The 16057-nt window shown below is 49.3% G+C and carries 15 protein-coding genes; 5 read left to right on the plus strand and 10 right to left on the minus strand.

Translation table 11 applies throughout. From position 1 onward, the window contains the following. Positions 1 to 63: 63 nt before the first annotated feature. Positions 64 to 402 (minus strand): hypothetical protein, encoded by a 339-nt coding sequence (locus SynSYN20_RS05855; RefSeq protein WP_186525102.1) that lies wholly within the window; start codon positions 400 to 402, stop codon positions 64 to 66. A gap of 524 nt (positions 403 to 926) precedes the next feature. On the opposite strand from SynSYN20_RS05855, the gene SynSYN20_RS05860 reads away from it, so the two are divergent. After that, positions 927 to 2141 carry an outer membrane protein gene (locus SynSYN20_RS05860; RefSeq protein ID WP_186525103.1) on the plus strand — a complete coding sequence of 405 codons (1215 nt, stop codon included), beginning with the start codon at positions 927 to 929 and terminating at the stop codon, positions 2139 to 2141. A gap of 513 nt (positions 2142 to 2654) precedes the next feature. Beyond that, the gene (locus tag SynSYN20_RS05865) at positions 2655 to 3242 is read left to right on the plus strand and encodes an alpha-ketoglutarate-dependent dioxygenase AlkB (RefSeq protein ID WP_186525104.1); all 588 of its coding nucleotides are present in this window, start codon (positions 2655 to 2657) and stop codon (positions 3240 to 3242) included. Here the strand turns inward: SynSYN20_RS05865 and SynSYN20_RS05870 are convergent. Further along, positions 3184 to 4140, minus strand: a complete 957-nt coding sequence (locus SynSYN20_RS05870; protein ID WP_186525494.1) for an AEC family transporter — start codon at positions 4138 to 4140, stop codon at positions 3184 to 3186. The genes SynSYN20_RS05865 and SynSYN20_RS05870 overlap by 59 nt on opposite strands. 84 nt (positions 4141 to 4224) lie before the next feature. Between SynSYN20_RS05870 and SynSYN20_RS05875 the strand changes: the two genes are divergently transcribed. Next, a complete protein-coding gene (locus tag SynSYN20_RS05875; protein WP_186525105.1) occupies positions 4225 to 4440 on the plus strand; it encodes a hypothetical protein in 216 nt (71 codons plus the stop codon). A 581-nt stretch (positions 4441 to 5021) separates the two neighbouring features. Here the strand turns inward: SynSYN20_RS05875 and SynSYN20_RS05880 are convergent. The 6 genes from SynSYN20_RS05880 to SynSYN20_RS05905 form a co-directional block, all read right to left on the minus strand. Further along, complete coding sequence (locus SynSYN20_RS05880) at positions 5022 to 6815, minus strand: iron uptake porin (RefSeq protein WP_186525106.1); 1794 nt, start codon at positions 6813 to 6815, stop codon at positions 5022 to 5024. A gap of 403 nt (positions 6816 to 7218) precedes the next feature. Next, positions 7219 to 7962, minus strand: a complete 744-nt coding sequence (locus SynSYN20_RS05885; RefSeq protein ID WP_186525107.1) for an amino acid ABC transporter ATP-binding protein — start codon at positions 7960 to 7962, stop codon at positions 7219 to 7221. A 25-nt stretch (positions 7963 to 7987) separates the two neighbouring features. Then, the gene (locus SynSYN20_RS05890) at positions 7988 to 9016 is read right to left on the minus strand and encodes an amino acid ABC transporter permease (RefSeq protein ID WP_186525108.1); all 1029 of its coding nucleotides are present in this window, start codon (positions 9014 to 9016) and stop codon (positions 7988 to 7990) included. Then, the gene (locus SynSYN20_RS05895) at positions 9016 to 9519 is read right to left on the minus strand and encodes an HdeD family acid-resistance protein (RefSeq protein ID WP_186525109.1); all 504 of its coding nucleotides are present in this window, start codon (positions 9517 to 9519) and stop codon (positions 9016 to 9018) included. The genes SynSYN20_RS05890 and SynSYN20_RS05895 overlap by 1 nt, the downstream gene beginning before the upstream one ends. 25 nt (positions 9520 to 9544) lie before the next feature. Continuing rightward, positions 9545 to 10444 (minus strand): ABC transporter permease subunit, encoded by a 900-nt coding sequence (locus tag SynSYN20_RS05900; RefSeq protein ID WP_186525110.1) that lies wholly within the window; start codon positions 10442 to 10444, stop codon positions 9545 to 9547. Then, a complete protein-coding gene (locus SynSYN20_RS05905; RefSeq protein WP_186525111.1) occupies positions 10441 to 11493 on the minus strand; it encodes an amino acid ABC transporter substrate-binding protein in 1053 nt (350 codons plus the stop codon). The genes SynSYN20_RS05900 and SynSYN20_RS05905 overlap by 4 nt, the downstream gene beginning before the upstream one ends. Before the next feature lie 114 nt (positions 11494 to 11607). Here SynSYN20_RS05905 and SynSYN20_RS05910 point away from each other — a divergent pair, with 114 nt between their 5' ends. Next, complete coding sequence (locus SynSYN20_RS05910) at positions 11608 to 11940, plus strand: hypothetical protein (protein ID WP_255476388.1); 333 nt, start codon at positions 11608 to 11610, stop codon at positions 11938 to 11940. 7 nt (positions 11941 to 11947) lie between these two features. Here the strand turns inward: SynSYN20_RS05910 and SynSYN20_RS05915 are convergent, their stop codons facing one another. Both SynSYN20_RS05915 and SynSYN20_RS05920 read right to left on the minus strand, forming a co-directional pair. Continuing rightward, positions 11948 to 13519 carry a SulP family inorganic anion transporter gene (locus SynSYN20_RS05915; protein ID WP_186525112.1) on the minus strand — a complete coding sequence of 524 codons (1572 nt, stop codon included), beginning with the start codon at positions 13517 to 13519 and terminating at the stop codon, positions 11948 to 11950. A gap of 36 nt (positions 13520 to 13555) precedes the next feature. Further along, on the minus strand, positions 13556 to 14770 hold the full coding sequence (locus tag SynSYN20_RS05920; protein ID WP_255476389.1) for an FAD-binding oxidoreductase: 1215 nt from the start codon (positions 14768 to 14770) through the stop codon (positions 13556 to 13558). A 171-nt stretch (positions 14771 to 14941) separates the two neighbouring features. Here SynSYN20_RS05920 and SynSYN20_RS05925 point away from each other — a divergent pair, with 171 nt between their 5' ends. After that, a complete protein-coding gene (locus SynSYN20_RS05925; RefSeq protein ID WP_186525114.1) occupies positions 14942 to 16057 on the plus strand; it encodes a sirohydrochlorin chelatase in 1116 nt (371 codons plus the stop codon).

Below are 16057 nucleotides of genomic sequence, written 5' to 3' on the forward strand. Positions count from 1 at the left end.
AGACAACTGAAAATACTATTTATGCGTGTTGACAAGAGGAGATCCACTGGTGTGCCTTGGATCTCAGCCTTTCGCGTTAGTCTTTAGTTCTGAAGAGTACTGAGCCGTTTTTTGCCTTGTTGTTTCAATCATCTTTGTTTCTATCTGCCTCTGAGCAGCATCGCGATTGAGTTCCCGCTCCAAGGCGGCAATCCGTCTCTCTCGCAAGCAGTGACGACAGCCTCCCGTGGTTTGGAGATGCTTTTCAGGCGTGATGCTGATCAGTTGGACCGGATGGTGGTTGCAACGAATTTTGACCGGGCTTTTGTAGCTGCGGTACTTAATCTCTGAATAATCGAAGTGATCACCGAAGCGCTCATGCGCCCGTTTGAGAAATTCCGATTCCGTGATACGAGCTGCCATGGGAAGAATGTATGGGGTGTTGCCTCGAAGTTTTCCTCTCTGTTATGGCTCTTAAGATTAAAAAGAGCTTCTTATCAATTGATTTGCTACGTTTTTATCAACATGACTATGGCTCATGATAAATGCGCTGCCGTGATTCATTAGTGTAATTCTCCTCCAGCCCATCCATCTGTAACGAACGTGCTTTGGGTGAAGCTGTTCTCTTTATCAGTCTCAACGAGTGAATCCGGCTTTCATAAAAGGATCAACTTCGCAATGACTTAGGTTCCCGCCTCAAGTTTCATACATGATCTGGACGCTCATCCTGAATTAGAGATGTGGAACGATTGCTAGGTTTTTACTACTTGCGAAACTTGTTGTTCTGAATCGTATGCAAATGCTTCCGATTAGGCCAAGCTTAATGGCTCGAGTACTCACAAGCCTTTAAATATCAGAACCAGTTTACAGATTGACCGGTATAAAGGAAATATAAAGAAAATTTGACAATATTAATATACGAGTCAAAAATTAAAAATTATCTAGCAATGAAATCTCAGTTTTCGCTTGCTGCTTTGAGTGTTATCACTCTTTTCAATCCTGCCCTTGCTGAAGACCGCAATGAACTTCTGAAAACGATCACATTGTCAGAAGCATTAAAGAGCAAACAAGTTCTTGCTCAAGCAGATAATTCTTATTATCCAAATGAATCATTTGAGAAGGATGAAGGTGAAGAACGAGTTAATGGATTTTATTTTCCGCTTGCCATTGGTGGGCAGCAGTTTTCCGGTTTTGATGTCAATGATACGATCAATAAAGACTTTTATAATGGTTCGTTAAATGGACGAACTGGGTTCTCTGGAGAAACTGGTCTCGGTTATAAAGTAGGAAATTTTAGAACAGAGGTTCTGTATGGTTACAGTGATATGCCAGGACCAGGCTTTAACTTTAGAGGTGTTCCCAATGTAAATAATAAAAAAACTGGCGATGCCAATATGCAAACCTTGACTTTTGGATTGCTGTACGATATTAATACAAATTCCAAGTGGACTCCTTATGTCGGAGGTACAGTCGGTGCTGGCTGGCTTGCTTTGGGTGATACAAGTTTTGAGGTCGATAATGTTAAATATTCAGTCAAGGATAAGTCGCAATCGGCTTTGGTCTACGGAGGAAAAATTGGATTGGCGTATCAAGCTTCTCGTAAGCTAGACGTCTTTGTCGAAGGCGCTTATCTGCGTACAGACGATTACAATTTTGCATTAGAGGCCAAAGGAAAAAATCGTCGAATCGTTGAAGAAGATGAGCTTGTTACGTCAACTAAAACTGAGACTGTCACTAAGGAGGAGCGCGTACCAGGAGACGAAGGAACGATTTTTAATGCGAACAAGATTGCCTTCACCCGTCCAGGTGGAGATGGGGGGGGAGGTGTAGAGGTAAAGTGTGGTCAGGTTTCTGCATCTGATAGGGCTAAATTCCCAAATTGCTTCACCAAGATACAGTTCGAGAGGACAATCGATGAAAATTTCACAAAAACCACTACTACAACCAAGCTAATTGAAGAAGGAACAGTTATTACATCAAATCCTGTCTTCGGTGATTTGGATTTTGGCCCTGGCAATGGTTGGAGCTTGAAAGTAGGGTTTCGATGGTTTTTCAACCAACCCAATGATGATCTTGTAGCAATGGAAGAGAGTTCTGCTCCAGACCCCGTGTCTGAAGTTCAACCAGAGCTAATAAATGTTCCTGTACGGGGTCTCTGGTAAGAGAGACATTCTAATTTTGTAATTACAATGTCTAAGTTTGTAATTGCATTCTGTTGATTGTTTGCAAGTGTCGTATCTATTTGCTACGAGAGAGGTGAGTTGATGTTTGATTTCCACTTGTGTTTGGAATATTGTTTGTTGCATAATTTGTGTTTATAGATCGCTAGTCACAGTTAGTTCTCCAGGGCTTTGACCATCACTGTTTTGACTTATTTTGTTTTTTGATAGTATTTGCGAGCGTGGTTTTGGCTAAGGGGTGAACTACCACTTTTCCTACTCAGGAGAAATTATACTTGTCTTCACTTCTCGCGTGTTGTGATCAACAGGCTAAGCAGTCTTGTAGGCGATAATTATGTCATTTCATTTATGAATTGCATTATAGGTAGCTCATCGTTCAGTGTCTGAAAGACTCATCCATAGCACCTCAGCCCAAGCTTTGAATTTGACTAGTTTTTATAGAAAAATTGCTGTTATGTCTCGTTACTGGTTTGTTTCAGGCAAGAACCAGAATCGATGAGCTGGAACCACCATGTTGGCTGGCTTGAACCTCAGGCATCTTCTTACTGGTTTGACCTATGTCAGCAACAGATTGCCTGGGAGCAGCCCCTAGTTCGGGTGTACGGCAAGTGTCACCGTGTGCCGAGATTGTCCGCTTTTCTCGCTGATGCTTCGGTGTCTTACCGCTACAGCGGTGTGATTCATCGAGGCCAGGGTTGGCCCGATTGGTTTATGCCCTTGCTTGAGCAGGTGAATGAGAGTTGCTCTGCTCAATTCAATGGTTGCTTGTTCAATCTCTATCGCGATGGAGACGACCGCATGGGGTGGCATGCCGATGACGAACCGGAGATTGATGCCAGATGTCCAATCGCATCTCTCTCTCTTGGTGCCACCAGGGCGTTGCAGTTTCGTCACCGCCAGAGCCGGAGCCGAGAGCAATTAGCCCTCGCGGATGGAGATTTGCTGGTGATGGAACCTGATTGCCAACGGTTATGGATGCACGCCCTTCCTGTTCGCAAGAAGGTACATACGCCAAGGTTGAACCTCACATTCCGAGTCTTTCTGCCCATGTCTTCAGCAGCACAGCCCAAATTGGCACCGTGATGAGTGCTACGAGGGTGCTGCGCCAAATCAGCTGAGCTGCTGCATTGCTGTCTGCCTGCTCTGTTTCTGCCATTAAGATCACGGAAATAGCCGTGGGTGCTGCAGCTTGTAGGACCAAGGCCTGACGCGCGAAAGCGCTGATGGGAAGGATCAGGCTGAGTCCCAGGACGAATGCAGGAAACAGCACAAGCTTGCACCCCAGAGCTGCATTCAAATGTTTGGGATGAATGCTCTCGCTGATCTCGGAGACCTCTGCCTTTGATGCGATGGAACTTGCTTCTGAAAGGCTTGCCAGTCGCATGCCTACAACGATCAAGGCCAGCACGATCACAACCCTTGACGGCATCCAGAGTGCGGCTGTGATGGTTGCTTGCCATGGTGTTGCCATGACAAGCAAGGCGCCCAGGAGTCCTCGTGAGGCAGGACTGGAACTGAGGTGGTTGATCAACACACGCCAACGCTGCGGATGACCCGCCTGCTGTGATCCTGCAAGCCAGATCGGTCCGAGCCCCCAGGCCAGGAGCGTTGCGCCGAAGTCGTAGCCGATGCTGATCGATAGGGCTTCCGGGGGGAGTATGGCCAGCGCGACCGGAATCCCGAAATAGGCTGTATTGCCAACGCAACAGCCAAGTTGAAGTGTGGGCGAGAGCAGCTGATCACCAGCTCGACGCCAACGTCTGAGCGTTATCAGCATGGCCATGATGACAACCACCGCTATGGCGGCTGTGCTGAGCAGGGAGCTGTTCATTCCACCCTTCAACAGCAAGCCCATCAGGCTGATGGGAACGCCATAGCGCACTAGTGGGGTTGCTAATGGCTTGACCCACCCTGGTTTAAAGCGTCCAAGCAAATATCCACCAAGTAGGCCTGGAATGAGTTCAACCAGGAGGCGAAGAATCGCGATGTCTGCCAGATCTCGGTAGAGACTAGGAACATTCGCGATGATGTGCCAAAGTCACAGCTGTCCCACGACAGGTGCTCAGTGGCTGTTTCGGCTCCTTTCTGTTCCATCCCCCAGAGAGTGGTACGGCTCAGTGAAGCCCTGCAAGCTCAACGTGGGCGTCTGCAGGAGCGGTTGGCTGAGCAAATTCATAGCCTCCCCGTTGGTAATGAAAGCTGGCTGCAAACCGAAAGAGAGCTCGTCGCTGCTGAGCGAGCCCTGCACCAGTTGGATGGCCGTTGTCAGTTAGTCTTTTGATTGAGGAAAATTGTACTTTTCTTGAATCTACGATCTTTTAAAAGTAGATGTTGGTGTAAATATCAGTCTTTAATGCTACGACTGATTTAAATAATATATTTATTGACAAATTGTCCTGACTGTGCGAATGCTTTTGATCTCCTTATGCGTAAAGCATAGTATCCCAACGGGTTGCTGAATCCGAGGAGGATATATTTTGTTAAATTGATTTTTATAAGCTGTTGAAATGTTTTATATGACAATTGCTTGCAAGTATTTGAGCGAAGTGAGTGAACCTGACGACTTTTGATTACTTGGAAAAAACTTATAAGCGATGATTTTAATAGTTGATGACTGCTTGCGTGATGGGTGTGAGCTAAAGCGAAGAGTCTGGGCAGTATTAATGACATTGATGGAAAGCGAACTAGATCAATGATTGCAAAAAGTTATTCTGATTTGTGAAAGAAAAATAGACGTTACAGTATATACTTACAAAAAAATTAAATTTTTAAAATAAAAGCATTAATTTAGGGCTAATGTTTTAAATATAGCAAAACCCTTTCCCCAAGAGGGAAAGGGTTTTGGGAATGTAGATTAGGAATTTAGAACTTGAAGGTGGTTTTAAGGAGTCCACCAAAGTTGTTGTAGGTATCGTTGCGATCACCTTCACTTCCAGCTCCATTGGTTAGTTGTCCCAGTGGACGACTCAAGTAATAGATGGCAGGAGTAACTGTGATGTTGTCAGTCACTTGGAAGGCATACCAAAGCTCCATAGCGTAATTGCCATCGGCAACAAAGTTGCTTTCATCGTTCGATTTAAAATCAACAGAAGTGACGAATGTCGGTTGGCCAATGGCTAAACCTAGAGTATTTCCGTTTAAGAAAGCATCTGACCACTGTAATCCAACATACCAAGATTGAGAGGTAAAGTTATTCACTTCAACTCTGCTTCCTTCTGCATTTTGTCTTGGTGAGAGGAAAGGAGATAACAGATAGCTGTCTTTAAAATTGAAAGACTGACTCAGCCCCCAGCCTGTACTGATGCTGGGGATCCAACCAGACTCTTGAGGAGACCACCAGGCACTCAAGCCTACAGAATTATTATTACCTAAATTATAAAGTGCTTTCGCAAAGGGTGTACTGCCACCAGATGTCTTGTTTGGGTTGTTGTTGCCTGAGTAGTAATTGTATGCAGCTGCAACCCCCCAGTTCTCTGGTGCGTAAGCAACCTGAAGAGTTCCACTTGTGGCAGAACAATCGTTTAAGATCCCCCCTGAATTAATACAATTGAGGGTTCCACTAATGTTGGGATCCGGAGAATTAGAAGTTTGACTGAAGCCACCATTTCCGCTTAGATAACTAGCACTGATACTGAAGCCATCAGATTCCCACGATAGACCGGCACCTGAACCTAGCGACAAGTTATATGTATTTGGTGCGCCAGCATAATTGAAAATCTGCAATACACTGTCTGCAGGGTAAGCGCTAGGCCAGACTTCAAGCATATCGTCTTGGCGCACTAAACCACCAATGGTTGCAGTGATGCTCTCCCCGACAGGGAACTGATAGAAGAGACGATTAACAGCCACATTATTTGGTCTGTCGGGCTCTTGAAATGCAACCTCCAAAGAGTCAAGCCCAGTTCCGCCTCTCCGATAAACACTGTTTCCATCTCCAAAACCGCCAAAGGATTTGTCATCTCCAAATGTGGAATTTTGAAAGTTGCCTGCACGTAATACGGTGCGAAGAAGATCTTTACCCGTAAAACTGGTGTCTAGAAAAAGTTTCAGATCGTAGTTAAAACTAGTAGCACCTGATTGTGCAGCAGCTATATTTACACGCTTTTCAGGTGAACGTAAATTTTGTGGGTTTTCAAGGTTTACGTACGGAGAGTTAATAACTTTAGCGTCGCCACCGAAGCTGTTAGCACCGATCACGAAGGTGGCTTGACCCTTCAGTTTGGTGGTGGTGGAGAACTGGGTGGCTTCCAGTTCACCAACGCGGGCTTCAAGTCCGTCAACACGGCCCTTGAGGATGGCGAGTTCCTTTTCGAACTCTTTCATCAAGCGCTTCAGCTCGTCGGTCACTTCGGTGACGCGGTCGAGACAGGCGTTCAACAGAGCAGCCGCTTCAAAGCGGGTCATGGCCCTGTTACCGCGGTAGGTGCCGTTGGGGTAACCAGCCACACAGCCGTAGCGCTCGATCAGGTTGCTCAGTGCCTGATAAGCCCAGTCGGTTGGGTAAACGTCTGAAAACTGAGTGATGCTGGTGACTTGCTCGCCAGAAGCGGCGTAGTCAGACACACCGTTGATGTTCAGCTCAGTGGCGTTAGCAGCCACAGGTGCCAAAAGGCCCAGGGCAGCTGGGGCCACCAGCAATTGATGGAAAAGTTTCATTTTCGGTCCTCACACCAAAAAATTGAACTGAAAACAGTTGTCACATTATAGGCAATGCTTTTTGTGTCACATGAGAATCTGTCCCACTTTTCTCATGCTTCCTCCAATCTAAACAAAACTTCTAACCGCCCTTCTTAAGTACTTTTAAAAAGTGATCTGCTGAAATAGCTGTGTTTCTTTTGGTGATTGAGCTAGATCAAGTTAGAGTTTTATTTGCAATCCCTAAATACTCTCTAAACATTTTTAGGGATGGTAAATATTTCAAGCGATAAATTGGCGCCACTTGCTTGCTGTCTGAAAAGCCTTTATTGAAAAGTATTGCCTATAAAAGTTACAACTTTAATGCACGCTTGATGGATGCTCTTGATTTGTTTCTTAAGTGCGTTTTGAGCAGTTCTGTTCGTTAGTGTTGCATTTGATTGAGGAATCGCCTGCTGCGCTCTTCTTTGGCATGACTGAAAAATGTCGTTGCATCTGATAATTCCACTACTTTTCCCGCATCCATAAACAACACCCGGTCAGCAACCTCACGAGCAAATCCCAGCTCATGGGTGACGACCACCATGGTCATTCCTGCTGAAGCAAGCGTGCGCATGGCATCGAGAACTTCTTTGACGCGTTCTGGATCGAGAGCACTGGTGGGTTCGTCGAACAGCATCACCTCTGGATCCATTGCCAACGCTCTGGCGATCGCCACCCGTTGCTGCTGCCCGCCACTGAGTTGAGCGGGGTGTTTCATGGCCTGATCGGCAATTCCCATTTGGGTTAGGAGCGACATTGCCCTGAGTTCGGCCTCTTTTTTCTTTGTTTTTTTGACACGGATAGGAGCCAGGGTGATGTTGTCGAGGATCGAGAGATGGGGAAACAAATTGAACTGTTGAAAAACCATTCCAACCCTGCGTCGGATTCGTTTGATTTGTCGCTCGTCGTGGTTTGAATCCAAGCGAATCCCCACGATTTCCAACCGGCCCTCATCAATGCTTTCCAAGCCATTGAACGTGCGGATCAAGGTGCTTTTCCCTGAACCAGAGGGCCCCATGACCACGAGAACTTCGCCAAGGTTGACGCTGAGGTTCACCTCATCAAGAGCTCGATGATCATCGGAGTAAGACTTGCTAACGGATTGCGCGTGAATGGCGATGGTCATAGCTGTTGTGTGGGTATGAGCGGTGTTAAGAGCCAGTTGATAAGGAGCCTTGTCGTTCAATTCGCTTCGCTAAAAGGGCCATTCCTGAACAGAGCAACCAATACACACCGGCGAGCCAGACATAAACCTCAAGATGACGGCCGATGTATTCAGGGTTTGCGAGCAAGCTTCTGCTAATACCCAGTAGCTCTATCAAGCCGAGAATGGCCATCAAGCTGGTGTTTTGCAGCAACCCGATCGCTTGGTTGGTGAGAGCTGGAACTGCGATTTTTAGGGCCTGGGGAAGAATGATCAGTCTCATGGTGAGAGACCCATCGAGTCCGAGTGCCGCTGCCGCTTCCGCTTGTGTGGGTGGGATGGATTGGAGTCCTCCTCGGACATCTTCTGCGACGTAGGCAGCTGCAAACAGTGCAAAGGCCAATACAGCTCTCAACACTCTGTTGATTTCGATCTCAACGGGGAGGAAGAGAGGCAGGAGCAGTTGCCCGAAGAACAGCACCGCAATAAGAGGGACAGCACGCATGAGGTCGATATAAACGCGGCAAAGCATCGCCACCAAACCCAAATGGGATGTTCTGCCGATCGCGAGCGCGACACCCATCGGTAGGGCTAACGCCCCACTCGCTGTTGTCAGCAGCAATGTGAGTGTGAGCCCGCCCCAGGCGCGAGATGGCACGGCTTGAAGGTTGGCGGATCCAGCAAGCAGAACAACTCCGGTCGGCACCATCAGGATCCACGCCCATGGCAAGAGAGGCTGGAGGCGTTTCAGAGCTTCAGGTAAGCGATCACTTCCCAGCGTGGTGATCGTCAAGATCAGAATGAGGACCATCCAAACCAAAGGCCTCCAGCGTTGATCAGCGGGATAGCTGCCAAAGGCATAAAGAGGGAGGTTGTGGGTGACGACTCGCCAATCAGCTCCGGTGATCAGCCAGGATCCTGTTGACCAGACAGCCCAAAGAATCAAGCCGACGATGAGAACACTGAAGGCAGCCTCAATTGGTTTGTGCTTCCAACGCCGGTAGTGCTGTTGCCGAGGTGTGAATTGGCTCGCCATTAGCTAGCGGCAGGGGGAGCATCTGTGGGCTTGAGCAAGTTCAAGGCGGAGAGGAAAAGAGACACTCCAAAGATGGTCCCTAAAGCCCAAAGGCTGTCAGAGGGCCATTCGATCACTAACAGCAACCCGAGGACGGCAGTCACGATTCCGTCCACCACGACAAGACCACGCGCTGATGCATTGGAACTAGCTCCTGTTGCTAATTCCATTAACCCTTCAACGAGCAAGAGCACACCGGCAAACAGCGTGAGGCTGATTTCGCTGTCGATCGGGTCGATCAGAATGAAGACCGCACCACCGATATAAAGCAGCCCTGACAAGCCCTTAAAGAGTTTGCCTTGATTGTTTGGAATATCTCCAATCCGAAGCAGTTGATTGAGCCCTGCAACAAACACAATCCCGCCTAATCCAATGGTGAGAAGAGTTGCTGATGCAAAGGGCAGCAAAATGGCTGCAATAGACGCCACAATTAAAAAGATCGCGGCGATACGACGAGTATTCATGAAAGCCAACTGTGACATCTTCAGTTTAATGATGGTGCTGGCTTCTTAAAACAGCTCGGTTCAACAGCTGCATCCCACCATTAATGAGCAAGTTCAAGAGTAGAAAACTCAGCAAAAGCAGCAAAAATCCTTCCATCGCTCGTCCCGTTTGGGTGATGGTTGTGTCACTCACCGCATAGAGATCGGCGTAGCCAACCGCAATGGCCAGGGTGCTGTTTTTGGCCAGGTTCAAATATTGACTACTGAGTGCTGGCAGGATTGCAGGAAGAGCCTGGGGCAGGACGATTCGGCGTAGGCCGAGGCCTTCTGTCATGCCCAGACTTCGGAAGGCTTCCCACTGGCCGCGGGGGACTGAATCGAGGCCACCGCGAACCACTTCTGCAATGGAAGCTCCTGAAAACACGCTGAGCCCAAGGAGGACAGCTGCAAACTCCACACTGAGCGTGACTCCCAGCAAGCTGATGCCTTGATTGGAGAGGTGGATCAACGCTCCCAGTGGTGAAAATGGCTCTGAAGGAAGTCCCAGGAAGGCAACGAAATACCAAAACAGAAGCTGCAAGAGAAGAGGGATCTGACGAATGAATCCCACGTACAAAGCTGCTAACAGCCGCAATAACGGATTCAGGCTCCGGCGAGCAGCGCCGGTGGTGACGCCCAGCAGAGTTGCCAGCACAATCCCTGCAACGATTACGCGCAAGCTGTTCAGCCATCCCATCAGCAGTGCCCAGGCTGTGCTGTCTGAAGATTGATAAGGAAGGGGGTGCTCACTGAGAGCGAAACCTGCCGGTCTCCACAGCCAATCAAAACTAAGGCCTAGGCCTGTTCGAATCAGATTAACGGCGAGATTATTGATCAGAATCCCCATCACCGTGAGGAGCCCAGCCACAATGATGACCTGCCACCACCAGCGTTTTGAACGATTCATTGGAATGGGGGTGAGGTCAGTACGCCTCCATTCCTGTGAAGATGATTGAGGCCTCTTGGTATCGGAACGGCACTCTTAGATCCGAGATGACGATCATAGATCTCACCGTAATTTCCAACGGCTTGGATCATTTTGACGATGAAATCGTTGTTTAAACCTAGTTTTTGGCCTAAATCGCCTTCTACGCCAAGAAAACGCCTTAGTTGTGTGAGTTCAGGACGACGTTGGGCTTCTTCAAGCTTATTTTCGATGTTCGCTTGTGTAATGCCTAATTCTTCTGCAGCGATCAATGCATAGATCACCCAGCGCATCGCATCCGCAAGGCGCTGATCACCTCCTGCAGCTAGTGGAGCAAGGGGTTCTTTGCTCAAGACTTCAGGCAAAATGACATGTTGCTCAGGGTCTTTAAACCCAGATCGGGCCGCGGCGAGCTGCGAGCGATCGGAGGTCATGGCGCTGCAGCGACCTTGGAGGTAGCCCGCGATGACTTGATTGAGATCCTGATACTTAATGGGTTTGTAATCGATGCCTTTGGCCTGAAAGGCATCGTTGAGGTTTTGCTCGGTCGTCGTTCCTGAGCCCACGCAGATGGTTTTGCCTTTGAGGTTGTTGAGATTGGAGATTCCGCTGCTGCTCTTAACCAGGAGCCCTTGCCCGTCATGAAAGACAACAGGAGCAAAGCTGACGCCATTACCTCCCGCAGCATCTCTGCTGAGGTTGAACGTGGTATTGCGGGATAGGAGATCAATTTCTCCGGTACGTAGTGCAGTGAATCGTTCTGGAGCGGTTAGTGACCTGTATTGCACCTGATCTGGGCTGCCAGTAAATGCTGCTGCAAAGGCTCGACAGATGTCCACATCAAGTCCAGCGAAGGATCCATCCCTTTGCAGAAAACTAAAGCCTGGAATCTTGCCACTCACTCCACAACGAAGCTCAGTTCTTCGCTTGATGAGATCGAGTCTTGACGCACCACCTTCGCCGAGCGTGGCACATCCATTCAAAATGAACAGGAGAGAAACCAGCGGCAATGCAAGAAGATGGATTCTCATCTGTTTGTCTCTGGTAAGGGACAAGTGTGTCAGAGCTCGGTTATTTGGACTCACCTTTCTTGTCAATTCAAAGAACTGCTTTAGCTTCCGCAAGTGTTCGCTAACAATTCGATGATGCGAACCTTTGCGGGATCAGCCCTGCTTTCGGCATTGATTTTATTTGGAATGGTTTCCCCATCCATGGCTTGGGAGGAGACTGACCAACAGGCTTATCACAATAAAATGTCCCTTTTAAAAGTCATGCTTGAAGGGGCTCGAATCAGGGCAGTTGAAACAAATGATTTAGAAACATTATGTCTCATTATGAGCATCGGTAATGATGTGACGATTCGCTACGTCGAATTGAATCCTAACGACGTTGAGATCACTAATCGTCTTGATGGTATGCGGAACGATATGACCGCTTGTTTGGCGCTTCTCTACAACAAAAAACAGCCGTCTAGCTAGCTCAAGATCATCCATGGCTTCCTTCGGGTTGGCTTCCAATTCTTTCAAACAGATTCAAGCTTTCCTTGTTTAGCCCCTCCACGTTGACAACAGAGCCACCAAGCCTGAGCTTTCGGATCAGTTGGTTGAGTGCTCCAACACCACTTTGGTCCCAAATATGTGCCTGACTCATGTCAATCGTGATTCGTGCTGGATGTTCGTGAATATCAAAGCCTTGTTGGAAATAAACTTTACTCACAAAGAATAATTGCCCTCTGACGACATAGCGACATTCGTCGTCGCTGATTTTGATCGCTTCGACGCGAATGACTTTTGCAACTTTACGGCTGAACAAAATACCTGCAAGAGCCACACCAGCAAGGACGCCAAGAGCCAAATTGTGGGGTGTTGTGAGCATGGTGACTGCAAAAGTCATCACCATCACAGCAGTATCACTTTTGGGGATATTTCGGATATTCCGTAAGCCAGCTACATCTGCTGTGCTGACCGCAATTCCAATCATGACGGCAACCAGCGCTGCCATTGGGATCTGCTTGAGCCAAGTACTGGCCAACAAAATCATGGCCAATAAGCTGATTCCGGACGACAGAGTGGAGAGGCGTGTTCGCCCACCGTTATCGATGTTCATGACGGATTGGCCCACAAGAGCGCAGCCAGCCATTCCTCCGAATAGGGAGGACACGATATTGGCAATCCCCTGGCCTTTGGCCTCTGTATTTTTGTTTGAATTGGAATCAGTTCTCTCGTCAAGAATGTCTTGTGTGAGGAACGTTTCCATCAATCCAACAAGTGAGATTGACAAAGCTGTTGGCAAGACTATTCCAAATGTTGCCAAACTAAAGGGAACCCTTTGATTGCTGATATCGCCAAAGGGAAGGTTGAAAATTGGCAGGCCATTGGGAAGCTCTCCTAGGTCCATAACCTTGGGGATGTCTAGTTCTAGGCCCATACTGATCGCTGTTATCACAATGATTGCGACCAGCTGAGAAGGCAGGGCGCGTGTGATGCGCGGTAGCCCATAAATGATGACAAGTCCAAGCAAGACGAGTGCCCAGACAACGGGGATTTGACCTCCGCTTAAGGCGTGCATCGCATGGTCATTCCCAGCGTCTCCAAAGTGAAGATTGATTCCCAATTGCGGAAGTTGAGCCTGAAAGATCAATAGAGCCAGAGCATTGACAAACCCGCTTAAAACACCCAGAGGCACGAACCTCATCTGATAAGCAAGGCGTAAGTAACCCCAGAGAATTTGGAACACGCCTGTGAGGATGCCTGCGGCCATCAAGTAGGCCAGCCCTAGTCCTTCTCCTCGTGCATTCCCTGTCGCCACCAAGCCAGTCATCAACAGCGCTGTTGACCCGGTCGCGGAGGTGATCATTGCCGTTCGTCCGCCGACGAAGGCAATTGTTATGGAGAGACAAAAGGCTCCAAATAAGCCAACTCTTGGATCCACGCCTGCAATCCCAGAGAATGCAATCGCTTCCGGAATCATGGCGAAGGCCACGACCAGACCCGAGAGAACATCTCGTCTCGGATTGCTGAACCAGTTCTGAAGTCCCATTGCGGGAGAGGAAGCCATGGGCGTCAGTGCCACTGTCTTTTCAGGGACCGTATCTCAGAGCGGTGGCAGCAACCCATAGGGATCAAGATGTGACTTCAAATGTTTAAGGCCTGGAAGCCAGTTTTTAAAGGCGTCATTGAGTTCTTGGTGATGGCAAGACAGATGTGGATGGATCTGAGCGAGGTGAACCCCCGGACAGTAATCAGAGAGAAGGTTATTGGCGCGCATTAACCACGCGAGTGCGCTCTCTTGCCCCTTCGCATCACATGCCATCCAAGTTGCGTTGATCCATGGCTTCCAGATGGCATTGCGATGGATGAAAGATGTGCGTGAAACGGGAATCTGAGCACTCGCCCCACCAAGTTGTTGGGCACTGATTTGACAGCCGGCGTGAGGACGATTGTTCATGAGTTCCTTGAGGTCTGCCATGAGTGATGGCAATCGCTGGCCCCAAGCCGGCCCGAGCCTGCTGATCACTTCGCTGTGGATGCGTTCCTGCGGATCTGCAGCCCGCGCCATCGTTCCGAATGCGGGTTGAGCATGTTGTCCGGCAACGATCGCCATGCTGGATTCAGGGCAGTAGCCAAGATGTGTTCTCAGAGACTGCATCGCTTCCATTGCTGCCGGGTCGTCAGCGCAACAAGTGATGAATAGTTCAATGTTGTCGTTCCAGGCCCACTGCAAGCTGGCGCTGTGCTCCCATGTTTCCGCCGCCTCAATGGCGATTTCAAGTTGCTGAACACTGCATACACTCCGCCAAATCACTAAGGGTGTGAGTTTCTGAGTCCGCAGTCGGATCGCAGTGACAACAGCCAGGAATGGAGCGGCACCGAGCAGTCCTTTCCACTGCTGATGCGTTTCGTTCTTACTAGCTGTTCCAGGGCTTGCAGGGTTGGTCGGCGCTGAAAGGTCAAAGATGTTGCCGTTTCCCCAGACACCGCACAGACCCACAATGTGATCCAAGGCCAGGCCTTGGGATCGGGTTAGGGGGCCGATGCCACCCGTTAAAACAAATCCGCAGCCTGGGATGGTGGAGAGGCCAACAGGGATAGATCGTCCACGGGGTTGGAGACCTTGTAGAACCTCAGCCATGGTCAGCCCGGTGCCAACTTCTACTTCTTCTCTTTCTTCGTTGATGATCAGCTGGCGATGACGCGCTCTTAAATCGACTGTCCAGAGCCCATCTGCAGCACAGCGACTGCTGGTGCCCCCTGCGCAAACGATCAATGGGGTTGGCTTGATTCCTTGACGTATCAGGTTGGACAGCATGATTGCATCAGACGAGATCCAACCGGCTGGGTGTGAATCATCCGCCAACGGATTCCAAAGCTCTGCATGCTTTGTCACGTTGGAGCTCCTATGAAGCCGGTGGTCGTGGCAAGACCATCAGGCGCGATTCAACAACGCCGAGGATAGTGTCGTGGGAGTTGAACGAACCGAGTGAGTTCAGAGCCGATTGCGTCGCAACCTTCGCCCTATGGCGTTTTGATTTGTGGTCATGGAAGCAGGAATCGCTTAGCGGTTGAAGAATTTGAACGTCTTGCGATCGGTCTGCGTCGGCGAATGAGCCCTATCCCTGTTGAATACGGCTTTTTGGAATTTGCCAATCCGATTCTTAGGGATGGTTTAGATCGCTTACGAGAGCAAGGGGTGGAGCGGGTGTTGGCGATTCCGGCCATGTTGTTTGCGGCAGGCCACGCCAAAAACGATATCCCTTCGGTGCTGAATACCTACAGCGCTGAAACGGGCTTGGAGATTGATTACGGCCGAGAACTCGGTGTTGATCGCTTGATGATTGCAGCGGCAGGCGCTCGGATTCAAGAAGCGTTGGATGCCAATTCAGATGTTCCTCTATCTGAAACCATGTTGGTGGTTGTTGGACGGGGGTCATCGGATCCTGATGCCAATTCCAACGTTGCGAAGGTTGCGCGAATGTTGGTGGAAGGTTTTGGCTTCGGCTGGGGCGAAACCGTGTATTCCGGTGTGACGTTCCCGCTGGTGGAGCCAGGGCTGCGGCATGTGGTGCGCCTTGGTTTTAAGCGCATCATCGTGTTTCCTTATTTTCTGTTTTCTGGGGTTCTGGTGACCAGGATCCGCCAGCACAGTGAACGCGTCGCTAACGATCATCCCGAGGTGGAATTTCTGCATGCCTCCTATCTCGGAGATCACGCAAGGGTGCAAGACACGTTTATAGAGCGGGTGGATGAAGTTCTCGGTGGTGAGACAGCGATGAATTGTTCGCTCTGTAAGTACAGAGCCCAGGTTTTGGGTTTTGAAACCGAGGTAGGTCTAGCCCAGGCCAGTCACCATCACCATGTGGAGGGATTGACCGAGGGCTGCGATCTGTGTGAGCTCGAATGCACCGGGGCCTGTCAGCCCGATGGTGTGCCAATTCCACTGGGGGGTGGACATGAGCCTCATACGCATGGAGACCACGCCCACGAGCATCCCCACGACCACGGCCATCATCCCTACCCACATGCAGAACATCCTTTAGGTCCAAGCACCCTTCGTGGTCGCAGTGCGGATTCGAAGACGGATGCTTCTGAACCCTGA

It is taken from the genome of Synechococcus sp. SYN20 (genome assembly GCF_014279555.1).
Taxonomy (GTDB): Bacteria; Cyanobacteriota; Cyanobacteriia; order PCC-6307; family Cyanobiaceae; genus Synechococcus_C.

Coding starts and splice junctions, on each gene's coding strand:
- SynSYN20_RS05880 (WP_186525106.1), bottom strand. CDS start 6,815: ATGAAACTTTTCCATCAATTGCTGGTGGCCCCAGCTGCCCTGGGCCTT.
- SynSYN20_RS05890 (WP_186525108.1), bottom strand. CDS start 9,016: ATGGCGAGCCAATTCACACCTCGGCAACAGCACTACCGGCGTTGGAAG.
- SynSYN20_RS05895 (WP_186525109.1), bottom strand. CDS start 9,519: ATGAATACTCGTCGTATCGCCGCGATCTTTTTAATTGTGGCGTCTATT.
- SynSYN20_RS05910 (WP_255476388.1), top strand. CDS start 11,608: ATGCGAACCTTTGCGGGATCAGCCCTGCTTTCGGCATTGATTTTATTT.
- SynSYN20_RS05865 (WP_186525104.1), top strand. CDS start 2,655: ATGAGCTGGAACCACCATGTTGGCTGGCTTGAACCTCAGGCATCTTCT.
- SynSYN20_RS05855 (WP_186525102.1), bottom strand. CDS start 402: ATGGCAGCTCGTATCACGGAATCGGAATTTCTCAAACGGGCGCATGAG.
- SynSYN20_RS05900 (WP_186525110.1), bottom strand. CDS start 10,444: ATGAATCGTTCAAAACGCTGGTGGTGGCAGGTCATCATTGTGGCTGGG.
- SynSYN20_RS05920 (WP_255476389.1), bottom strand. CDS start 14,770: ATGCTGTCCAACCTGATACGTCAAGGAATCAAGCCAACCCCATTGATC.
- SynSYN20_RS05860 (WP_186525103.1), top strand. CDS start 927: ATGAAATCTCAGTTTTCGCTTGCTGCTTTGAGTGTTATCACTCTTTTC.
- SynSYN20_RS05885 (WP_186525107.1), bottom strand. CDS start 7,962: ATGACCATCGCCATTCACGCGCAATCCGTTAGCAAGTCTTACTCCGAT.
- SynSYN20_RS05905 (WP_186525111.1), bottom strand. CDS start 11,493: ATGAGAATCCATCTTCTTGCATTGCCGCTGGTTTCTCTCCTGTTCATT.
- SynSYN20_RS05915 (WP_186525112.1), bottom strand. CDS start 13,519: ATGGCTTCCTCTCCCGCAATGGGACTTCAGAACTGGTTCAGCAATCCG.